The organism is Bradyrhizobium sp. 6(2017) (assembly GCF_011058295.2).
GTDB lineage: Bacteria > Pseudomonadota > Alphaproteobacteria > Rhizobiales > Xanthobacteraceae > Bradyrhizobium > Bradyrhizobium septentrionale.
The window spans coordinates 5,075,107-5,091,359 of record NZ_CP049289.2 but is presented as its reverse complement, the minus strand read 5'-3'; the positions used below and the strand labels follow the sequence as shown (position 1 = coordinate 5,091,359).

10 protein-coding genes and 1 pseudogene are annotated in these 16,253 nt (G+C 64.4%); 3 read left to right on the top strand and 8 right to left on the bottom strand.

Annotated features, from left to right (window positions below; translation table 11 throughout):
• Positions 1-71: 71 nt before the first annotated feature.
• Positions 72-1,298 carry a GGDEF domain-containing protein gene (locus G6P99_RS23750; RefSeq protein ID WP_165123579.1) on the top strand — a complete coding sequence of 409 codons (1,227 nt, stop codon included), beginning with the start codon at positions 72-74 and terminating at the stop codon, positions 1,296-1,298.
• On the opposite strand, the pseudogene G6P99_RS23745 reads toward G6P99_RS23750, so the two are convergent.
• The 4 genes and pseudogenes from G6P99_RS23745 to G6P99_RS23730 form a co-directional block, all read right to left on the bottom strand.
• Positions 1,251-1,449 (bottom strand): annotated as a pseudogene (locus G6P99_RS23745) (hypothetical protein); the annotation flags it as partial. The gene G6P99_RS23750 and the pseudogene G6P99_RS23745 sit on opposite strands and share 48 nt — an antisense overlap.
• 290 nt (positions 1,450-1,739) lie before the next feature.
• The gene (locus G6P99_RS23740) at positions 1,740-3,218 is read right to left on the bottom strand and encodes a sulfatase family protein (RefSeq protein ID WP_029081883.1); all 1,479 of its coding nucleotides are present in this window, start codon (positions 3,216-3,218) and stop codon (positions 1,740-1,742) included.
• Between the two features lie 504 nt (positions 3,219-3,722).
• A complete protein-coding gene (mfd, locus tag G6P99_RS23735) occupies positions 3,723-7,241 on the bottom strand; it encodes a transcription-repair coupling factor (RefSeq protein WP_029081884.1) in 3,519 nt (1,172 codons plus the stop codon).
• Positions 7,238-7,528: a succinate dehydrogenase assembly factor 2 gene (locus tag G6P99_RS23730; RefSeq protein WP_029081885.1), complete on the bottom strand. Its 291-nt coding sequence runs from the start codon at positions 7,526-7,528 to the stop codon at positions 7,238-7,240. Before G6P99_RS23730 ends, mfd begins: the two co-directional genes overlap by 4 nt.
• 216 nt (positions 7,529-7,744) lie before the next feature.
• Here G6P99_RS23730 and recG point away from each other — a divergent pair, with 216 nt between their 5' ends.
• Complete coding sequence (gene recG / locus G6P99_RS23725) at positions 7,745-9,853, top strand: ATP-dependent DNA helicase RecG (RefSeq protein WP_029081886.1); 2,109 nt, start codon at positions 7,745-7,747, stop codon at positions 9,851-9,853.
• A 36-nt stretch (positions 9,854-9,889) separates the two neighbouring features.
• On the opposite strand, the gene G6P99_RS23720 is transcribed toward recG, so the two are convergent.
• Both G6P99_RS23720 and glmS read right to left on the bottom strand, forming a co-directional pair.
• Positions 9,890-10,675 (bottom strand): DUF502 domain-containing protein, encoded by a 786-nt coding sequence (locus G6P99_RS23720; protein WP_029081887.1) that lies wholly within the window; start codon positions 10,673-10,675, stop codon positions 9,890-9,892.
• A 95-nt stretch (positions 10,676-10,770) separates the two neighbouring features.
• Complete coding sequence (glmS, locus tag G6P99_RS23715) at positions 10,771-12,597, bottom strand: glutamine--fructose-6-phosphate transaminase (isomerizing) (RefSeq protein WP_029081888.1); 1,827 nt, start codon at positions 12,595-12,597, stop codon at positions 10,771-10,773.
• Positions 12,598-12,926: 329 nt separating this feature from the next.
• Here glmS and G6P99_RS23710 point away from each other — a divergent pair, with 329 nt between their 5' ends.
• Positions 12,927-14,042, top strand: coding sequence for an acyltransferase family protein (locus G6P99_RS23710; RefSeq protein WP_084518508.1), 1,116 nt, complete (start codon positions 12,927-12,929; stop codon positions 14,040-14,042).
• Between the two features lie 42 nt (positions 14,043-14,084).
• Here the strand turns inward: G6P99_RS23710 and G6P99_RS23705 are convergent, their stop codons facing one another.
• A complete protein-coding gene (locus tag G6P99_RS23705; RefSeq protein WP_029081890.1) occupies positions 14,085-14,879 on the bottom strand; it encodes an adenylate/guanylate cyclase domain-containing protein in 795 nt (264 codons plus the stop codon).
• A 134-nt stretch (positions 14,880-15,013) separates the two neighbouring features.
• Positions 15,014-16,096 (bottom strand): carbon-nitrogen hydrolase family protein, encoded by a 1,083-nt coding sequence (locus G6P99_RS23700; protein WP_029081891.1) that lies wholly within the window; start codon positions 16,094-16,096, stop codon positions 15,014-15,016.
• Positions 16,097-16,253: the final 157 nt, after the last annotated feature.

Below are 16,253 nucleotides of genomic sequence, written 5' to 3'. Positions count from 1 at the left end.
GACGCCGCATTAAGCCATGCGAACTAGCATCGAAGCCGTTGCTGAACTCTGCATTGGTTTCGAGCGTTCGAATGTCCCAACAAGGTCCGGTCCTGATCGTATCGGCGGCAGCCAGGCCGCCGTTTGCCGCGGTCCTCGATGAGACCAAGCTGTTCCCGGTCGTGGTCACCGACTGGAGCGACGCCGAACGGGCCATCGAGCAGGTCAAGCCGGCAGCGATCATCGCGGCCGCCGAGGGCGTCGATTTCGTCACCCTGTCCGGCCTCGCCAGGCGCGCCGCCGCCCGCGCGCCTTATCTGCCGCTGATCGCGGTCGATCCCGCGACCACCCTGCCCGACACCGCGATCGCATTCTTCCAGAAGCCGGGCCTGCCGGATCGCCTGACCGCCCGGCTCAACGCCAGCCTGCGCGTACGCGCGCTGCATGCGACGGTGATGCGCCGCCTGGTTCCGCCGACCCCGGTCGCACTCACGGATATCGATCCGGTCGGGGAAGCCACTGCGCTGTTGATCGGCCGCGGCGGCGCATATCCGACGCTGTCGGTTGCGCTCGGCGAACGCGCCGGCGTGGTCGGGGCGCTCAGCATTGAGGCCGCCGCCAAGCATCTCAGCAACCGCGATATCGATGGCATCGTGCTGGCCGAAGGCTTTACACCGCGCGTGATGGATGCCTTCCTGACTGTCTTGACCGAGGACGTCCGCTTTCGTCCGCTGCCTGTGATCGTCGCCTCGGCCGAGCTTACGCCGCGCTACGAACTGCCTAATCTCGAGATCGTCACGGCCGGGCCGACGCGCGTCGCCGACATGGTGTTGCCGATGATCCGGCAGCACGCCTTCGAGGCGCGGCTCGGCCGCATGCTGCGCGCGATCGACGCCAAGGGCCTGATCGACGCCCGCACCGGCCTGCTCACCAAGGCCGCGTTCGAGCGCGATTTTGCGACCGCCGTCTACCAGACCGCCGACCGCGGCGGAGCGCTTTCGGTGGCGCGGTTCACCTTCGACAACGCGCAGCCCCGCGCGCAACTCGACGGCGCGCGGATCATCAGCCGGCTGATGCGTCAGACCGATTTCGGCGCGGTGCATGACGACCGCTCGATCGTGGTGGCGTTCGCCGGCACCGATCTGCGCAACGCGCAGGCGATCACGCGGCGGCTGGCGAGCGTGATGCGTCACACCCAGAACGGCCGCCGCGACGTCAGATCCGAGCCGGATGTCAGCGTCGCAACGCTGTTGCCGACCGATTCCGCGATGTCACTGCTCGGGCGTCTGTTCGGGACGCCGGAGCGGGCGGCGTCGTAGAGCGAGGACTTCATTAGCGCGCAGCCAAACGCGGATTGATGCGAGCTTGATGTACGCCAGATAGTTGGCGGCGCGCTTGTCGTGTCGGGTCCGCAACATGCCGACATTGCTTAATCTGGTTGAAGAACCGTTCGATGCGACTTGTTCGGCGAGCATCGGTTTAATGGTGGTCCATCCGCAATCGCTGAGTTTGTAGCATATGATTCGAGGCTCCAGCTTCAGGGATTGAATCACGTCTCGCGGCGCGCCCGTAACGCCCATGGCGTGTCGCTAGACTAATGCTTTGAATTTACTTCCGCTTTCGCAGAACGGCGGACATGACCGGATTCGCTACTGCCTCGACTCGGTCGCGAATGACCCGAAACGGACATCGCATTTCCAGGCGGAGATCGACCATCGTGCGGTCGGCGCGACGGCCGCGCAGATCTTCCAAATCATTGATTACTTCGTGGGGGCACTTGTCGGAGGAGGCGTTGGCACCGGGTTAGTGACGCCATAGTGGTCAGCAACGAAGTTGCCAGTGTGGGTAAAAGACGCCGGCCGCGACCGTTCTGGTAGCATCGTTGCGTTCCACCCCTCCCAGTCACCTTTCAGCCGTTCGAAGACGTCTTTCTCCCGGTCCTTGAGATTGGCCCGCTCACGCGGGTCTCTCACCACATCGAAGAGAAACTCGTTTCCCGCTATCCGCAGATATTTCCGGTCGCCGTCGCGGATGGCGCGCTGCGATCCCGCCTTATAGCGCCAACACAACTTCCGGGGATGCGGCCCCGCGCTGCCAATCAAAACTTGTCCGAGGTCCTCACCGTCGGATGGATAAGCCGCGTCCGGCGACGTGCCGACGGCAGCAAGCAAGGTCGGCATCCAGTCCATCGTTATCATGACCTGTTCGCACACCACTCCGGGCAGGATCCGGCCGGGCCAGCGCACAATGGCCGGAACGCGAATGCCACCTTCGAGGAGTTCATGTTTCATGCCGGAGAATGGCCAAACGTTAGAGAAACGTTCACCGCCGTTGTCGCTGGTGAGGATGACAATGGTGTTGCTAGATAGACCGCTCGCTTCGAGCGCCTGCAGCACACGGCCTATATTGGTGTCCAGACTTTGCACCATCGCGGCGTAGGTCTTCTGCGAGCCGCCGTCGCGGTCAAGAATGTTCCTGATCCGCTTCGACTCTGCCTCGTCATCCGGCCCTTCCCATGGCCAATGCGGCGCGGTGAAATGCAGACTCAGCAGAAACGGCTCTTTTGACTTGGCGTAGCCTTCAACAGTTTGCACGGCTCGATCGCCGAGTAGATTCGTCATGTAACCGTGACGCTCAACCGGCACTTCCTGCTCGTAGAGTTGATGCGCAAGTCCGGGGATCGGTAACACGTAGGCTCGGGAAGCCTCCGCTCCATGATTGAAATAATCGGCGCAGCAGCCGAGTATCCCGAAGAACTGGTCATAGCCGCTCTTCAGCGGACTGAAATCCGGCAGATCGCCAAGGTGCCATTTTCCGACTAGCGTCGTGCCATATCCCGCCTTCTTCAGTAGTGACGGCAAGGTGGGATGGTTTGGCGCCAGGCCGATTTCTTTGGGAGTTAAAGGAGTAAGGGGCTCTTCGAGCCCAAGCGGCAAGCGAGCTTGATAGCGCCCCGTGATCAACGCCGTGCGCGTCGAAGAGCAGTCAGGCGAATTGGAGTACGCTTGCGTGAATTTCAATCCCTCGGTTGCAAGCCGATCTATGTTCGGTGTCGTATAATCTCGCTGACCGTAGCAGCTCAAATCCGCGTAGCCGAGGTCATCCGCCAGGATGAAGACGATGTTCGGCTTTGTCGATTGAGCGCTCGCGGGACGACCGCGGCCTATTCCAGCGAGCGCCAACGAACTAGCGGCAGTTGTTTGAACAAATCGACGACGGGAAATCCCGCTCTGCACCATGGGTGAGATCTCCTCTGACCGTCAAAATATGCGCAAGGGCATCGCTTCCGGAACGTCCGCACACTACGCGCAATTGTGTGGGGCAAGCATGCACAATCGGCAGTCGCAGAGCGACGATTAGCCGCCTCGGAGAAGATGAACTCAAAGCCCGGTCGGTCGACTAAATCATTCGACGCGAGTGCCGGGCTCGGCTCATCTCCGAGTTTGGCCCATTGCGTCATTTAGCTGCCCTGCAGAATTTGGTCGCTAAGGGTGCACAGCGGACCTTGGCAAGCCGTCCGCCTTGGCAGGCCCTGGATTCACGGCCTAGCTGCAAACGGTTTGCTTCTAGGCGAGAGCCTTGCCCAGCGGTCATCGGCTGACAGCGAAAGTCCCGCACCGCAATGGCACTAGCGAGCTCGAACCTTCGCGTCGTCCACCATGTTGCCTGCGTCTGCTGTTCAGTTCACTTCTGCGTCCGGTCTTGGCGCGCTTCGCTCGGCAGTGACGCGGATTGGTCGTGGCCTACGCCGCCTTCTTGCTCTCCGCGAGATTGGCGAGTTGGCGCAGGATCTCGGTGGTGCCGGCGAGCCGCTCTTCCGGCGTATCCCATTCCTGGAAGAACACCACCTTCATGTCGGGCCGCACCTTGGCGGCCTGGCCGTGCTGACGGATGAACGACACCAGCCGCTCCGGATGCGCAAAGCTGTTGTCGCGGAACGCGATCACCGCGCCCTTCGGGCCGGCGTCGACCTTCCCGACATTGGCCCTGCGGCAATAGGCCTTGATCGCCGCGACCTTGAAGAGATAGCGGACCTCGTCGGGCAGCACGCCGAAGCGATCGCGCATCTCGGCGGCGAAATTGTCGATCTCCTCGTCGGTCTCGAGATCGGCGAGCCGGCGATAGAGCGAGAGCCGCACGCTGAGATCGTTGACATAGTCCTCGGGGATCAGGACCGGCATGCCGATCGTGATCTGCGGCGACCAGCGGTCGGCGGCGGGCTCGGCGACGCCGGCCTTGAGGTTGACGATCGCTTCCTCCAGCATCGACTGGTACAGCTCGAAGCCGACTTCCTTGATGTGGCCGGATTGCTCCTCGCCCAGCAAATTGCCGGCGCCGCGGATGTCGAGGTCGTGCGAGGCGAGCTGGAAGCCGGCGCCCAACGTCTCAAGCGACTGCAGCACCTTGAGCCGACGCTCGGCCTGCGCCGTGATCTTCTGCTGCGCCGGCAAGGTGAACAGCGCATAGGCGCGCAGCTTGGAGCGGCCGACGCGGCCGCGCAGCTGGTAGAGCTGGGCCAGGCCGAACATGTCGGCGCGGTGCACGATCAGCGTGTTGGCGTTCGGAATATCGAGACCGGACTCGACGATCGTGGTCGAGAGCAGGACGTCGTATTTGCCGTCGTAGAACGCCGACATGATGTCCTCAATCACGGTCGGCGGCATCTGGCCGTGGGCGACCGCGACCTTCATCTCCGGCACGTTCTTGTCGAGGAAATCCTTGACGCCGGCGAGGTCCTCGATCCGCGGCACGACATAGAACGCCTGGCCGCCGCGATAACGCTCGCGCAGCAGCGCCTCGCGAATCATCAACGGATCGTGCGGCGCGACGAAGGTTCGCACCGCCAGGCGATCGACCGGCGGCGAGGCAATGATCGAGAGCTCGCGCACGCCCGTCAAAGCCAATTGAAGGGTGCGCGGGATCGGGGTCGCCGACAGCGTCAGCACGTGCACCTGGGCGCGCAGCTGCTTCAGCCGCTCCTTGTGGCTGACGCCGAAATGCTGCTCCTCGTCGACGATCAGAAGACCCAGATCCTTGAACTTGATGGCCTTGCCGAGCAGCGCGTGGGTGCCGACCACGATGTCGACCTGGCCGTCGGTGAGCCCCTTCTTGACCTGGTTCAACTCCTTGGTCGACACCAGCCGCGACGCCTGCGCGATGTTGACCGGGAAGCCGCGGAAACGCTCGGTGAAGGTGCGCGAGTGCTGGCGCGCCAACAGCGTGGTCGGCACCACGACCGCAACCTGCTTGCCCTCCAGCGCCACGGCGAATGCCGCGCGCAATGCCACCTCGGTCTTGCCGAAACCGACGTCGCCGCAGATCAGCCGGTCCATCGGACGGCCGATCTCGAGGTCCTTCAGGGTCGAGGTGATGGCCCCTAACTGATCCTCGGTCTCTTCGTATGGGAAGCGCGCGCAGAACTCGTCATAAACATGCGGCTGCAGCGGGAATTTCGGCGCCTCGTGCAGCTGGCGCTCAGCGGCGATCTTGATCAATTCGCCCGCGATCTCGCGGATGCGGTTCTTCAGCTTCGCCTTGCGCGCCTGCCAGCCGCCGCCGCCGAGGCGATCAAGCTCGACATTGGCGCTGTCGGAGCCGTAGCGCGACAGCAGCTCGATGTTCTCGACCGGCAGGAACAGCTTTGTCTCCGCCGCATAGTGCAGCTCGAGACAGTCATGCGGCGCGCCGGAGACCTCCAGCGTCTGCAGCCCGACGAAGCGGCCGATGCCGTGCTCGACATGCACGACGAGATCGCCGGTCGCCAGGCTCGTCACCTCCGAGATGAAATTGTCGAGCTTGCGGCTCGCCTTGCGCGGCCGCACCAGACGGTCGCCGAGAATGTCCTGCTCGCTGATGACGGCGAATTCATCGGTCTCGAAGCCGGACTCCATGCCGACCACGGCCAGCATGGTCTCGTTGCGCGGCGTCGCCTGCACGACCCGCCAGGTGTTGACGCTGGTGGTGTTGAGCAGCTTGTGGTCGCGCAGCATCGCGCCCATGCGGTCGCGCGAGCCTTCGCTCCACAGCGCGACGATGACCTTCTTGCGCTGCGACTGCAACGCGCCGATGTGACCGACCACGGCTTCGAACACGTTGACGTTGCCGTCGGTGCGCTCCGGCGCGAAATTGCGGCCCTGCCGCGCGCCGGCGTCGAACATGTCGGGCGAGCCTTCGGGCACCGCGAACGGCGTCAGCCGCGCCAGCGGCGCGTCACCGAGCAGTTTTGTCCATTCGGCCTCGGTCAGATAGAGCTGGTCCGGCGGCAGCGGCTTGTAGATCGCGCCGCTGCCCGGATGCTCCAGCGCCTCGCGCCGCGCCTCGTAATAGTCGGCGATTTGCGTGAAGCGCTCGCGCGCGGCGTCCTCGGCCTGCGGCTCGATCGCGATTGCGGCGCCGTCGAGATAGTCGAACAGCGTGTCCATCCGCTCCTGGAACAGGGGCAGCCAGTGCTCCATGCCGGGATGGCGGCGTCCTTCCGAGACCGCTTCATAGAGCTGATCGTCGCGCTCCGGCGCCCCGAACGCCGCGACATAGCCCATGCGGAAGCGGCGGATGGTTTCGGTGGTGAGCTGGAATTCCGAGACCGGCACGAGGTCGAGCCCGCGCATGTCGAGCAGCGTGCGCTGGGTCTCGGCATCGAAGGTGCGGATCGATTCCAGGCTGTCGCCGAAGAAGTCGAATCGAACAGGCTGGTCGAGGCCGGCCGGAAACAAATCGAGGATGCCGCCGCGCACGGCGTATTCGCCGGGTTCGCGCACCGTGGACGAGCGGGTGTAGCCATTGTGCTCGAGCCAGGCCACGACCGAATCCATCGGCACCACATTGCCGGGCGCGACCGACAGCGCTTGGGCTGCGACCAGCCCGCGCGCCGGCACCCGCTGCACAGCCGCGTTCACGGTGGTCAGCACGATCAGCGGCTTGTCGCTGCCCACCAGCCGCGACAGTTTTGCCAGCGCAGTCAGACGTTGCGCCAGAATGCCGGAATGCGGCGAGACGCGGTCATAGGGCTGGCAGTCCCAGGCCGGAACCTGCATCACGGCGATGTCGGGCGCGAAGAATTCCAGCGCGCGGGCGAGCTGTTGCATCCGCGCGCCGTCGCGGCACACCACGGCGAGGCTGACCGCCGGCCGCTTCGGTTGCGCGGCGATGGCGCGCGCCAGATCCGAGATGACGAGCCCCTCGGCGCCCTCGGCGACATTGGCGATGGTCAGCACCCGGCCAGGCGCGAGCATCGCGGCCGGAGATTTCATCGGCTGTTTCATGCGCCGTGATCCGCCACCCGGAACGCCTTGATGCGGGCAAACAGCGCGGTCGCGTATTCGACCGGCAGCACCTTGTCGCCGGTCAGCGCCGCATAGAGGTCGGGATCCGGCACCTCGATCAGGTGCTCGAGCTCGCCGAGCTCCTGATCGGACAGATCGGCAATGGTCGCGTCGGCAAAGCGGCCGAGGATCAGGTCCATCTCCCGGGTGCCGCGATGCCAGCAGCGAAACAAAAGCCGCTTGCGGCGATCATCGAGCCCGTTGCTTGATCGTGTCGATCCCGTCATGTCCCAAAATCCATCGAACGCCAAAAGCCCGGACGTGCCGGGCGGGCCCTGATATAGCGACGGCGATGGCCGATGTCAGCCCTCTTTAGCGGCTCTTTGGGGTGCTTATGGCGCATGCCGTCATTGCCCGGGCTTGACCCGGCAATCCATCCTCTTGTGAAGATGGATGCGCGGGTCAAGCCCGCGCATGACGTGAGTCGTGTGTAAAGGACACCGATGCGCCCCAGCCTGCTCAATCCGCTGTTTGCCCAGGTCACGACCCTGCAAGGGGTCGGCCCGAAGCAGGACAAGCTGCTGCGTTATCTGCTCGACCGCAGCGAGACGCCGCGGCTGGTCGATCTCCTGCTGCATCTGCCGGCGAGCGTGATCGATCGCCGCGCCCGGCCGAAGATCCGCGACGCCGCGGTCGGAACCATGGTGACGCTGGAGGTCACCGTCGACCGCCATCGCCCGCCGCCGCCGCGCAATTCGCGCGCGCCCTACCTCGTCTATGCCAGCGACGACACCGGCGACGTCGTCCTGACCTTCTTCCGCGCCCAGCCCGGCTATGTCGAGAAGCTGCTGCCGGTCGGCGAGAAGCGCTACGTCTCCGGCACGCTGGCGATGTATGACGGCATCCCGCAGATCGTGCATCCCGATCGCGTGGTCGATGAAGCCGGCTTTGCAAAACTGTCTGGTATCGACCCCGTCTATCCGCTGACCGAGGGGCTTGCGATCGGCTCGCTCCGCCGCGCCATCGCGCAGGCGCTGACCAAGCTGCCGGATCTGCCGGAATGGATCAGCCCCGAAGTGCTGCGCCGCTGCAACTTCCCGCCGATCCGGGAGGCGCTGACCCGCGTCCATGTTCCGGTCGAGCTGACCGACATCCTGCCCGACGGCCCGTTCTGGTCGCGGCTCGCCTTCGACGAACTGCTCGCCGGTCAGCTCGCGCTGGCGCTGATCCGCGCGACGTTGCGCCGTCCCGCCGGCGTCCGCAATGCCGGCGACGGCCATCTGCGCAAGAAGATCATCGATGCCCTGCCCTATGCGCTGACCAAATCGCAGCAGGAGGCGGTGGCCGCGATCATCGCAGACCTGCAACAGCCGGTGCGGATGTTGCGGCTCGTGCAGGGCGATGTCGGTTCCGGCAAGACCGTGGTGGCGCTGCTTGCCGCCGCAGCGGTCGCGGAAGCCGGCAAGCAGGCCGCGCTGATGGCGCCGACCGAAATTCTGGCGCGCCAGCACATCAAGACCATCGCGCCGCTCGCCGAACGCGCCGGCATGCGGGTTGCGATCCTCACCGGCCGCGAGAAAGGCAAGGAGCGCCGCGAGCTCCTAGAGCGGCTGGAGGCCGGCGAGATCGATCTCCTGGTCGGCACGCATGCGCTGATCCAGGACGATGTGATCTACAAGGCGCTGGCGCTCGCCGTGGTCGACGAGCAGCATCGTTTTGGCGTGCGCGAGCGGCTTGCGCTGACCTCCAAGGGCGAGGCCGTCGACGTGCTGGTGCTGAGCGCGACCCCGATCCCGCGCACGCTGGTGCTGACATATTTTGGCGACATGGACGTCTCGGAGCTGCGCGAAAAGCCGGCCGGACGCCAGCCGATCGACACCCGCGCGGTGCCGATGAGCCGGATCGAGGATGTGATGGACGGCGTCGGCCGCGCGCTCGATGCGGGCAAGCTGGTCTACTGGATCTGCCCGCTGGTCGATGAATCGGAGGCCGAAGGTACCGAGCACCTCACCAACGCGACCGAGCGGTTCGAGAGCTTGCAAAAGCGGTTCGGCGATCGCGTCGGCCTCGTGCACGGCCAGATGAAGGGCACCGAGAAGGATCGCGTGATGGCGCAATTCGCCGCGCACGAGATCGGCCTCCTGGTCGCAACGACCGTCGTCGAGGTCGGCGTCGACGTGCCGGCCGCGACCATCATGGTGATCGAGAACGCCGAGCGTTTTGGTCTGGCGCAACTGCATCAGCTGCGCGGCCGCATCGGCCGCGGCTCGGAGGCCTCGACCTGCCTGTTGCTCTACAAGGAGCCGCTCGGCGAGATGTCGAAGGCGCGGCTGAAAGTGATCCGCGAGACCACCGACGGATTCCGGATCGCCGAGGAGGATCTGAAGCTGCGCGGCGAAGGCGACGTGCTCGGGATCCGCCAGAGCGGCCTGCCCGGCTACCGCATTGCGCGCTCCGAGGTGCACGGCCAGCTGATCACCCAGGCCCGCGACGAGGCGCTGCGGATCATGAAGGACAATCCGAAGCTGAAGGGCGAGCGCGGCGAGGCGCTGCGCGCCCTGCTCTATCTCTACGAACGCGACGAGACCGTGCCGCTGATCGGCGCGGGATGAAGCTCCTCGCAATGACGTCGAAAGAGCGGAGGGGTCCTACTCCACCTTCGCCGGCGCGGGCTGTGTGGCGGGCTGCAGCGAGGCCTGGTTGGCGATGCGCGCGGCATTGGCCATGCCGGCGAGCGCCGCGGCGCGCTTCTGATCGTTGGCGCCGCCGGGCTGCACCACGCCGCACGACATGATCAGCGTCGCGGCGTCCTCGGTGCTCATCTCGATTTCGATGATCTTGCTCTTCGGCACGTAGAAGAAGAACCCGGTGGTCGGGTTCGGCGCGCACGGCAAAAACACCGAAATATGCTCCTCCTCGCCGGGCAGGCTGGTCGCGAGCTCGGCGTTCGGCGCCTGCGAGATCAGCACGATCGACCACATCCCGGGCGACGGAAACTCGACCAGGCCGACGCGGCGGAAGCTCGAGCCGTTGCCGGAGAACAGCGTCTCGAACACTTGCTTCAGGCCGCGATAGATCGCCCGCACCGCCGGAATCCGCCCGAGCAGCCGCTCGCCCAGATCGACCAGGGTTCGCCCGATCAGATTGGCGGTGAGGAAGCCCAGCAGCGTCAGCGCGATGACGGCGACGATCAGGCCGGAACCGGGCAGCCCGAACGGCAGGTAGGTTTCCGGCCGGTAGGCCGTCGGCACGAACGGCCGGACCAGATTGTCGACCCAGTTCACGAACCACCAGGTCAGATAGAAGGTGATCGCGATCGGCCCGGCCACCACCAGGCCGGTCAGGAAATAGTTGCGAAACCGCGCCATCAGCCCTCGGGGAGCGTCGGGGGGCAGGTCACCTGGCGCGGGGGGAGGCACTTTGTTGGAAGTCATTGCGGTTCCTAGGTCGTCGAAGCGGCCGTAGTCCAACACCCAGCTAAGCCATTCTGACGCATTTTTGAAGGGCCACGTGAAGCCGCGGCTTGCGGCTATTCGACCGTGACCGATTTGGCCAGATTCCGGGGCTGATCGACGTCGGTGCCCATCACCACGGCGGTATGATAGGCCAATAGCTGCACCGGAACGGCATAGACGATCGGCGCGAAGGTCGCCCCCATGTCCGGCATCACGATCGTCACCAGCGACTGGATGGTGGCCTCCGCCGCGCCCTTGGCGTCGGTCATCAGGATGATCTTGCCGCCGCGGGCGGCGACCTCCTGCATGTTGGAGACGGTCTTCTCGAACACCTTGTCGTAGGGCGCGATCACCACCACCGGCATGTGCTCGTCGATCAGCGCGATCGGCCCGTGCTTGAGCTCGCCGGCGGCGTAGCCTTCGGCATGGATGTAGGAGATTTCCTTCAGCTTCAGCGCGCCTTCCAGCGCCAGCGGATAGCTGGTGCCGCGGCCGAGATAGAGCACGTCGCGCGACTTCGAGATCTCGCGCGCCAGCTTCTCGATCTGCACTTCGGTGGTGAGCGCTTCCGACATCAGGCGCGGGATCTCGACCAGGCCATGCACCAGCTTGGCCTCGTCGGCATCGGACAGCTCGCCGCGCGCCTTGCCGGCGGCGACCGCGAGCGAGGCCAGCACCATCAGCTGGCAGGTGAAGGCCTTGGTCGAGGCGACGCCGATCTCGGGACCGGCCAGCGTCTGCAGCACAGTCTCGCTCTCGCGCGCGATCGTCGAGGTCGGCACGTTGACGACCGACAGCGTGTGCGCGCCCTGCGACTTGGCATAGCGCAGCGCCGCCAGCGTGTCGGCGGTCTCGCCGGACTGCGAGATGAAGATCGCAAGATCGCCCTTGCGCAGCGGCGCCTCGCGGTAACGGAATTCGGACGCGACATCGAGCTCGACCGGTAGCCGCGCGAGCTTTTCCAGCCAGTATTTTGCGACAAAGCCGGCATAGCTCGCGGTGCCGCAGGCCGTGATCGAGATGCGCTGGATATCCTTGAAATCGAACGGCAGCTTGACCGGCATGGTGACGCGTTCGGTCGCCATGTCGACGTAACGGGCGAGCGTGTGCCCGACCACTTCGGGCTGCTCGTGGATCTCCTTCGCCATGAAGTGGCGATAGTTCGCCTTGTCGACCAAGGCGGTCGCGGTCTGGTGCTTGATCGCCTCGCGGTGGACGATGGCGTTGTCCTTGTCGTAGATCGTGGCGCCCTTGCGGTTCAGCACCACCCAGTCGCCGTCCTCGAGATAGCTGATCGTGTCGGTGAACGGCCCGAGCGCGATCGCGTCCGACCCGAGATACATCTCGCCGTCGCCATGGCCGATCGCGAGCGGCGGCCCGTTGCGGGCGCCGATCATCAGATCGTCCTCGCCGGCGAAGATGAAGCCGAGTGCGAACGCACCGCGCAGCTGCGACAGCACCGCCCTCACCGCCTCGATCGGCTTGACGCCGCCCTTGAGCAGATTGTCGACCAGATGCACCACGACCTCGGTGTCGGTCTCGGTCGAGAACGCCGCGCCCTTGGCCTCGAGGCCTTCGCGCAGCTCGCGGAAATTCTCGATGATGCCGTTATGCACCACGGCGACGCGCTCGGTGGCGTGCGGATGCGCGTTATTCTCGGTCGGCCTGCCGTGGGTGGCCCAACGGGTGTGGCCGATGCCGGTGTGGCCGCCGAGCGGCTTGGCCTCCAGCCGGGTCTCCAGATTCTTCAGCTTGCCCTCGGCGCGGCGCCGCGCCAGGCTGCCATTCTCCAGCGTGGCGACACCGGCGGAATCATAGCCGCGATACTCCAAGCGCTTGAGCGAATCCACCAATTGCTCCGCGACCGGAGCGCGTCCAAGAATGCCGACGATGCCGCACATGCGGTTCACTATCCCCAAAATCGCCGAAAATTTGCCAAAGCGGCGACACGGTCCCTTAACGGGAATCGCCGGCCGCAAGATACTCAATAATTATTGCCGATTGCGACAGTCTTAAACGGCAAGGTTGATGCAAAAGGCTGGTTAATCGGGGCTAACCATGCCGGCGCAAAGTCACATCGCGTGAGCCGGGTGCGTGGACTTTGAGGGGCACACGTTAAGGGTGCGATAGTCTTCGACGGCAACCGTAGCCACAGCGCGAAACAACCAAACGCAATCAATCACACTTCGCGCCGCACGCCAAGCGTGCCTCTCCTCCGGTCGAGGGCGAAGTGAACTACAGGAGCAATTTCGACGTTCTGAGGCTGTTAGCAGCCTTCAACGTATTGCTTCAGCATGCGGCCTATCTCAGGGTTCCCTGGCCCAAGCCGCTGCCCCTGCTGGTCGCCTACACCTCCGGCGTGCCAATCTTCTTCATCGCCAGCGGTTTCCTCATCACCGGCACCTTCTTTCGCAATGATGGAGACGTCCTCGCATACCTCCGCAATCGTTGCCTGCGCATCTATCCGGCGCAATGGCTCAATCTCGCAATCATTCTCGCTCTGCTCGTTGCGTTCGGCGCATTGCCGATCGGTTCGATTCTCAGCCAGGATTTTCTTCGATACTGGACGGTCATCCTCGCCACGGGCTCTGACTCCCTCGCCAGTTGGCTTGTGGCGCCGTACCCCTTCGCCTGGAACGACGCGCTGCCATTCCTGCCGACGGCGGCGCTGTGGACCATCGAGCTCGAACTCGGGTTCTACCTGATCGTCCTCGCGATCTTTCCGCCCCCGATCATGCGCCGCCGCTGGGCTTCGCTGGCCGTCGTTCTCGCCGTGACCGTCTATTCGCACCATTTGGCCACCGTCACGGCGACGGATGACAGCACGCGAGTTGCAAACCCTCTGTTCTATTTCTGGTTTTTCGGCATAGGCGCGATATTTTCGCTGCTCTGGACCCGAATTGATCGGCTGTTCCGTGGCAAGTTCGTCCTGTGGGCCCTGCTCTATGCCGAGATGGTTATCCTTGTCGGCGATCAGAACGGCATCGTGTTCTATCACCCGCCGACGCTCCAATCGACCACGTTGACAATCCTTCTTGCCTGCTGCGTCATTTCCGCAGCCTTTACCTGGACCGATCTGTCGAAACTCCTCGCGGGCAATGACGTATCGTACGGCATCTATTTGCATCATGTGCCCGTCGTGATGATCTTGCACGCCTTCGGATGGCAAGGCTTCCCGGCCGCAGCCGTCTTGATCGTGACGACGGCCGTCGCGGCAGCCGCGACCTGGCTCGCCATCGAGCAGCCGGCCATGCGTTTCAAAATCCGGTCGGCCCGCGAAGCTTCGACGTCGGACGACGGCAAGCGCGCGGACGAATTGGAAAGTCTGGCGCACCCCGTCAGATAATTCGTCGTTGGCGCCCGGGAATCGAGCGCGAAACACTGAAGCCTAATGTTCGACCTGATAGAGCCGCCATCGCTCCGGCACGCCCTTGAGCTGGTGCGCGCCGCGATCCTTGAAGCGGATTGCTGACTCCGGCATCAGGTCCTTGACCGCGCTCGAGACCAGCACTTCGCCGGCGCGGGCTTTGGCGGCGACGCGCGCGCCGATGTGGAATGCGAGACCGATCACCTCCGCCCCGCTCACCTTGTATTCGCCCGCGTGCAGTCCGACCCTGATCTCAAGCCCCAGCGTGCGCACGGCCTCAACGATCGCCGTCGCGCAACGGATCCCGGCGGCCGGCGCGACGAACGTCGCCAGCACGCCGTCCCCGGTCGTCACGACTTCCTTGCCGCGCAAGGCTTTCAACTCCCTGCGGACGGCGGCGTAATAGTGATTCATCACCTGCGCCCAGCGCGAATCGCCGAGCCGCGCGGCCTTTTCGGTGGATCGGACGATATCGACAAAGAGGATGGTGGCGAGCGCCTGTTTGAGCTCCGGGCTTCGATCGGCGGTTCGACGCCGGTTCGCAATGTTTCCGGTCAGTGGCTCATAGCGATGGCTGCGCCGCCGTGCGACTGCGGCCTTCGTGTAGTCCTGGGCACGCTGCACGGTGCGGCAGCGAATAGTTTTTTCCTGCGGTGGAAACGTCCAGTAGACCTTGCGCCCGACTCCAGCGCCCTGAACCTCCACGGCGCCCCACTTCAGGAAGACCGTCGAACCAACCCGTCGAATGCACCATGCCTTTGACGTGTATCCGGACACGTTCGACTGATGGACTCCGATGCGGAGGAATTTGGGCATGAGCGTCCGGCCGATCGAATGAGCGCTGGGGTGCCAACCTGGGGTAAAGCGTAATCATACATCCCCGTATTGGCAACAGGACGCGCTTGCGGCTACCCAAGCCGCCTACGATCGCCCATTCGCTCGAACCGCCGTCAGGAACCAAACGCGCGACTGCGATTGAGCTCGCGCCGCTGCCCATTCGACACGGCATCGGCATCGACGGATGGAATTGCCTCGTCTTGCGCTTCCGCTATCGGCTGTTCTTCGTCGCGAAATCGCGCCGGGGTGAGCCGGCTGCGGTCGATCGTCACGTCGAAGATGTCGAAGCGGTTGTAGTAACCGACCACGTCGTGAAACTGTTTCGGCTCGACGCAACGATTGAGATCGATCTCTGCGTAGGCGATCCCCTCCTGGTCCTGCAATTGATCGCCAAACACGTTACCCGTCGGATCGACGAAGAAGCTCGCCGCACGCGGCGTCCGGTCGATCACGTCGGCGATGCTTCGATCGCGTTCAACGAGGAAGGCACGCATTGCGTCGTCCATGTAGCCTGCGGTCACGATCCCGAAGACTTTGGCTTCGAAGCAGTGGGCGCTGGCCCGGATGCGGTTGGCGGCGACGTTGTCGAAATTGCCGCCGCTTGCCGGGCGCCTGGTGGGCCACATCGGCGGCCAGCTCGAGATGTGCACCTGTTCGCCCTGCGCCATCAGCGCGAAGCGGGCCAATGGATTGGTGTTCTCGCCACAGATCAACCCGCCGATCCGGCCCTGCCGCGTCTCCGCGACCTTAAGGCCCGCACCATCCCCCGACGACCACACCAGCTTCTCATAGAAGGTCGGAACCAGCTTGCGGTGGTGGACCAGAATTTCACCGGTCTCCCCGATCAACAGATTCGAGTTCCACAGCCCCCCGACGCTGACGGCCGAGCGCTCGCTGATGCCGATCGAGACGGTGACGCCGAGGGCGCGCGCCTCGGCGCAAAGCTGCGCCACTTCCGGTCCGTCCGCCAGCACGGATTGCTCCGCCATGCGCACGAACAGATCGTGATTGTCGATCGGAGGCCACAGCGCGGCCCAGACCGGAAAGGCGGGAATATAGGTTTCTGGAAACGCAATCAGCTCGGCGCCGGCCCTGGCCGCCTCGCGAATGATGGCGATCGCCTTTTCGGTGGTCGCCCGGCTGTCGAGGAAGATGGGCGCAGCGTGGACGGCGGCAGCCTTGAAACGAGGGAGCATGTCGAAAAATCCCGGCTAGGATCGGAGAGCGAAGCGGTATCATCCCTGCCTTCCCGGCGTGCATCGGAATTGTCGCAAGGTCGGTTGCGAAGGATCGGAGCCGCCGGGCGTTGGAACGGGAATTGCTTTGCTGACAAGGTCCGCAATCGGGAGGCAG